Source organism: Clavibacter sp. (assembly GCF_014802555.1).
Classification (GTDB): Bacteria; Actinomycetota; Actinomycetes; order Actinomycetales; family Microbacteriaceae; genus Clavibacter; species Clavibacter sepedonicus.
Genome location: NZ_JAAVCB010000136.1, coordinates 1 through 5554 on the forward strand (window position 1 = coordinate 1; position 5554 = coordinate 5554).

Sequence of the window (5554 nt, forward strand, 5' to 3'; positions counted from 1 at the left end):
GCGCCGCGACCTACCCTGCCTGGCTGCATCACTACAACCACCACCGCCCCCACACCGGCATCGGCGGACTCACGCCCGCCGAACGCGTTCACAACCTCACTGGGAACTACACCTAGGCGCGGAGCACGGCGCGGAGCGCCGAGGGGACGCGGCGCGGGTCGCCGGCGAGCTCGGCGAGCGAGCCGTCGAGCGGATCCTCGTCGAACACCGCGAGCTCGCGGGCGACCGCGTCCTGCCGCACGGACGCGTCGCGTGCCGTGACGTCGCGCGCGGGGGATCCCGTCGCCCGGGCGTCCTCCAGCGCGAGGCCGGCGGTCGCGGGGGAGGCGCCGAGGGCGAGCGCCACGTCGCGCGCGATGTGCGCCGTCATGAGCTCGTCGAAGAAGCCGGCCGTCGTGTCGGGCGTGCGGCGGACGAGCGCCCACGCGCCCTCGGGACCGAAGTGGTGCGCGAGCGCCGCCTTCACGATGACGGCGAGCGGGCGGAGGTCCGGCACCGGGGCGGGATCGGGCGCGGCATCGTCCGCGGTCGTCGTCCCGGCGGACGGGGCGACCGGCTCGGCCTTGTGCGCGGGCACGTGGGTCGGCCGCACGGACCCGCCGTGGAGCCGGGCCGCGATGGCGGCCAGCTCGCCGGTGGCGGTCGAGACGACGGGTGCCGGGGGAGCTGGCGGCCCGGCGACGGATCGCGGTCCCGCCTGCCGCGGATCGGACGCCGCGGGCGCGGCCTCGGTCGGGACGGACTTGCCTCTGCGCCACCGGAACATGATCCACGGCCTCCCCGATCGCACCGCCGCGATCAGGATCATCATCGTGGGCGACACGCCCGGGTTGTCCCGCGACACGCCGGGGATCCCGGGCGTTGCCCCCGCGCGGGGGCGACGAAGACCGGCCTGCCGGCGGGTGCGCACGACGACGCGCGCACCCGCCGGATGCGCGCGTCGTCGTGGTTGGGCGGCTAGTTGCCGATCTGCCCGTCGCGCGAGTCCTCGATGACGGTGCCAACGGCGATCGCCACGGTGATGCCCCAGCTGAGCCACATGAGGCCGAGCTTCCAGTCGCGCGGACCCCGACGGGTCGTCTGGAGCGTGCTCCAGCCGCCGACGAGGGCGCTGAGGACGCTGCCGTTCAGGATGTACTTGCGCATGACACCTCCCAGTGTGCTTCCACGGTACCGGGATCCGACCGCCGAGTCCGTCGCCCGGTCGTGTGCGCGCGCTCCGAACCACGCGGCGTCCCCTTACCGCAGGCGGTGCGGACTCCCGGCGGCCGGTGAGTACAGTGATCGCGGATCAGACAGGAGGCGCCCGTGCGCACAGCCCTCATCGGGGTGGTGCTCCTCGTCGTCGGCGCCGTCGCCGTGGCCACCGGAGCCCTCCCGCTCGACGACCTCGGCGTCCTGTACGAGCGGGTCTGGCCGATCCTCCTCTTCGTGGTCGCCATCACCGTGGTCACCGAGCTCGCCAGCGAGGCGGGCCTGTTCACCTGGATCGCCGAGCGCGCCGCCGGCCTCGGCCGCGGACGCACGTGGGCCCTCTGGCTCGCGACCGTGCTCCTCGCCTGCCTCTGCACGATCTTCCTGTCGCTCGACACGACCGCCGTGCTGCTCACGCCCGTGGTCGTCGTGCTCGCCCGGCACTGCGGGCTCCCGCCGCTCCCGTTCGCACTGACCACCGTGTGGCTCGCCAACACCGCGTCGCTCCTGCTGCCCGTCTCGAACCTCACGAACCTGCTCGCGGAGCACGAGCTCGGCGGCCTCGGCCCCGCCGGGTTCGCGGCGCTCACGGTCGCGCCCGCGCTCGTCGCCATCGCCGTGCCCGTGCTCGCGATCCTCGTGATCCACCGCAAGGACCTCTTCACCCGCTACGAGGTCGGGGCACCGACCGCGCCGACCGACCGCGTGCTCCTCGTGGGCAGCGCTGTGGTCGTGGGGCTCCTCGTGCCCGCGCTCGTCTCGGGCGTCGAGGTGTGGATCCCCGCGCTCGCCGCGGCCGTCGTGCTCGCGATCCTCACGGCCGTCCGCCGGCCCCGCGTCCTCCGGCTCGGGCTTCTGCCGTGGCAGCTCGTGGTGTTCGCCTCGGGCCTCTTCATCGTGATGGAGGCCGCGCAGTCGCTCGGGCTCACCGCCGTGATGGCCGCCGTCTCGGGCCAAGGGCAGGACGCCGGGGCGCTCTTCCGGCTCGCGGGCGTCGCGACGCTCAGCGCCAACGCCGTCGACAACCTGCCGGCCTACCTCGCGCTCGAGCCGGTCGCGGGATCCCCGGAGCGGCTCGTCGCGATCCTCGTGGGCGTGAACGCCGGCCCGCTCATCACCCCGTGGGCCTCGCTCGCGACGCTGCTCTGGCACGAGCGGCTCGTGAGCATGGGGGTCCATATCAAGTGGTCGCGATACATGCTGCTGGGGCTCGTGGTCGCGCCCCTCACGGTCGGCCTTGCGATGCTCGCGTTCGTGCTCACGCACTGACCGGGCGGCCGCAGCTGGCAGGCCGCTGGCAGTCTGACCGATCGTGCAGGGACTGACCGATCGGTCGACATAGGCTCTCCGGGTGACCCGATCCCCCCGCGCATCCGCCGGCGACGAGCTCCGCACCATCGCGGCGGCGCGCTTCGCCCGCGACGGGTTCCAGGCCACCTCGCTGCAGCAGATCGCGGACGAGGCGGGCTACTCGAAGTCCAGCGTGCTCTACCACTTCGCCTCCAAGGAGGCGCTGCTGGACGCCCTGCTCGAGCCGACCATCGACGCGCTCGCCGGCGTCATCGAGCGCGCCGACTCCATCCGCGGGGACGAGGACGCGAGGCGCCAGTTCGTCGAGCGCTTCATCGACTTCCTCTTGCTGCACCGGCACGAGGTGGCGCTGTTCATCACGCAGGGCCGCTCGCTCGGGCACCTCGCGGTGATCGAGCGCGCCAACGACCTCGTGCGCACGCTCGGCGAGACCGCGGGCGCGCTCGACAGCACCCTCGACCAGCTGCGCTTCGGCGTGGCTCTCGGCGGCGCGGCGTACATCCTCGCCGCGAGCGACGACTGGTCCACCAACGAACCGCTGCCCGACGACGAGATCAGGGCTGCTCTCGTCGTGGTCGTGGGGGAGCTCCTCGCCCCCCTCGGCACTCGCTCCGCCTGATCCCCGCTCCGCACCAGCACGTCCCCACGCAAGGAGAGCCAGCCCATGGCCACGCTTCTGTACCGGCTCGGCCGGATCTCGTTCCTCCACCCGTGGCGCGTCGTCGCCGCGTGGATCCTCGTCCTCGGCATCCTGCTCGGCGGCGGCCTCGCGCTCGGCGGCAAGACCCAGGAGTCGTTCTCGATCCCGGGCACCGAGTCGCAGGAGGTCATCGACCGGCTCGCCGCCGTGTTCCCGCAGGCCGCGGGCGCGAGCGCGCAGATCGTGACCGAGGCACCGGCCGGCGCGAAGGTCACCGACGACGCCGACAAGGCCGCGATCGAGGCGACCGCGAAGGCCGCGGGCGAGGTCGACGGCGTCGCGACGGCGCTCTCGCCCTTCTCCGAGTACGCGAGCGACGCCGTGTCCGACGACGGCACCGTGGCGATCACGACCGTGCAGTTCTCCGGGCAGAGCGACCAGGTGACCACCGCGACGCTCGACGCGCTGAAGGAGTCGGCGCAGGCGGCCGAGGACGCGGGGCTCACGGTCTCGTTCGGCGGCCAGGTCTTCCAGGACATCCACTACGGAGTGACCGTGACGGAGGCGTTCGGCGTGCTCTTCGCGGGCCTCGTGCTCGTGCTCACCTTCGGCTCGATGCTCGCGGCCGGGCTGCCGCTCATCGGCGCGCTGGTCGGGGTGGCCGCGTCCGCGGGCGCGCTGCTGGCCGCGTCGAAGTTCGTCACGGTGTCGAGCGCGTCGCCGCTGCTCGCGGTGATGATCGGCCTCGCGGTCGGCATCGACTACGCGCTCTTCATCCTCATGCGGCACCGCACGCAGCTCGCCAACGGCATGCCCGTCGAGCGCTCGGCGTCGACCGCGGTGGCGACGGCAGGCAGCGCCGTGATCTTCGCGGGCGTGACGGTGATCATCGCGCTGCTGGGGCTCCTCGTGGTGCAGATCCCGTTCCTCACGGTGATGGGACTCGGCGCGGCGTTCGCGGTGCTGCTCGCCATGGGCGTCGCGACGACCCTGCTGCCGGCGATGCTCGGCCTCGCGGGGGAGCGCCTCCGGCCGAAGGAGGGCTCGCGGGCCGCCCGCCGCGCGAAGGCGCAGTCCGAGGGGACGCAGCGCACGCTCGGCGCGCGATGGGTGAAGATCGTCACGAAGGTGCCGATCATCCCCGTCGTGATCGTGATCGGCATCGCCGGCCTCCTCGCCGTGCCCGCGTCGCAGCTGCAGCTCGGGCTGCCGAGCGGGGCGACCGAGCCCGCCGGATCCACCAGCCGCGTCGCGTACGACACCGTCTCCGACGCGTTCGGACCGGGCCACAACGGGCCGCTCGTCGTGCTCGTCGACATCACGCAGACCACCGACCCGATCGGGGTGCTCGGGGAGATCGGCGACGAGATCCGCGGGCTCGACGACGTGGCCTTCGTCGGCACCGGCACGCCGAACCCGTCGGTCGACACCGCGATCATCCAGGTGCTGCCGGACAGCCCGCCCGAGTCCGCGGAGACGACCGCGCTCATGCAGTCGATCCGCGACCTCGCGCCCGGCCTCCACGACCGCTACGACACCCGTGTCTCCGTCACGGGCACGACCGCGGTGCAGAACGACATCTCGCAGCGGCTCGACCAGGCGCTCGTGCCGTTCGGCATCGTGGTGGTGGGGCTGTCGATCATCCTGCTGATGATCGTGTTCCGCTCGATCTTCGTGCCGATCAAGGCGGCCGTCGGCTTCCTGCTGAGCGTCGTCGTGTCGTTCGGCACCGTGGTCCTGATCTTCCAGGACGGCGCGTTCGCGGACGTCCTCGGGGTGACGCCGGGCCCGATCCTGAGCTTCATGCCGATCCTGCTCATGGCGATCCTGTTCGGGCTCGCCATGGACTACGAGGTGTTCCTCGTCTCCGGGATGCGTGAGGACTTCGTGCACCACGGCGATGCGAAGCGCGCCATCGTCACCGGCTTCTCGGGCGCGGCCCGCGTCGTGACGGCGGCCGCCCTCATCATGTTCTTCGTCTTCGCGGCCTTCGTGCCCGAGGGCGCGGGCGTGATCAAGACCATCGCGCTCGGGCTCGCGGTCGGCATCTTCTTCGACGCCTTCCTCGTGCGCATGACCCTGGTGCCCGCGGCCATGGCGCTGCTCGGGAAGCGGGCGTGGTGGATCCCGCGCTGGCTCGACCGGATCCTGCCCGACGTCGACATCGAGGGCGAGGGCCTCCGCGAGCGCCAGGACGACGTGGACTGGGCCCGGGCGTCCGGCGCCGCCGTCGCGACCGAGCGGCTCGTCGTGGGGGTGCCGGGCCGACGGCTCGCGCCCGTCGACCTCAGCGCACCGGCCGGATCCCTCGTGCTCGTCGAGGGCGACGTCGCCGACCGGCGCCTCCTCGGGGCGACGCTCGGCGCCCGGCTCGCGCCGCTGTCCGGCCGCGCGCACGTCGCCGGGCAC

At 73.1% G+C, this 5554-nt stretch carries 6 protein-coding genes; 4 read left to right on the top strand and 2 right to left on the bottom strand.

What is annotated here, in order from left to right; genetic code table 11:
* Positions 1-116 (top strand): integrase core domain-containing protein (locus HDR73_RS14935; protein ID WP_287136474.1); only part of this gene is annotated, 116 nt, incomplete at its 5' end.
* Here HDR73_RS14935 and HDR73_RS14940 read toward each other — a convergent pair.
* A complete protein-coding gene (locus HDR73_RS14940) occupies positions 113-844 on the bottom strand; it encodes a hypothetical protein (protein ID WP_223842752.1) in 732 nt (243 codons plus the stop codon). The two genes, HDR73_RS14935 and HDR73_RS14940, sit on opposite strands and share 4 nt — an antisense overlap.
* Before the next feature lie 113 nt (positions 845-957).
* Positions 958-1146, bottom strand: a complete 189-nt coding sequence (locus HDR73_RS14945) for a hypothetical protein (protein ID WP_012298774.1) — start codon at positions 1144-1146, stop codon at positions 958-960.
* A 162-nt stretch (positions 1147-1308) separates the two neighbouring features.
* On the opposite strand from HDR73_RS14945, the gene HDR73_RS14950 reads away from it, so the two are divergent.
* From HDR73_RS14950 to HDR73_RS14960, 3 genes are all read left to right on the top strand, one after another.
* Complete coding sequence (locus HDR73_RS14950) at positions 1309-2463, top strand: SLC13 family permease (protein WP_041464498.1); 1155 nt, start codon at positions 1309-1311, stop codon at positions 2461-2463.
* Positions 2464-2545: 82 nt separating this feature from the next.
* The gene (locus HDR73_RS14955; RefSeq protein ID WP_012298776.1) at positions 2546-3124 is read left to right on the top strand and encodes a TetR/AcrR family transcriptional regulator; all 579 of its coding nucleotides are present in this window, start codon (positions 2546-2548) and stop codon (positions 3122-3124) included.
* Positions 3125-3169: 45 nt separating this feature from the next.
* Positions 3170-5554, top strand: a 2385-nt coding sequence (locus tag HDR73_RS14960) for an MMPL family transporter (RefSeq protein WP_287136473.1), incomplete at its 3' end; no start/stop codon positions are given.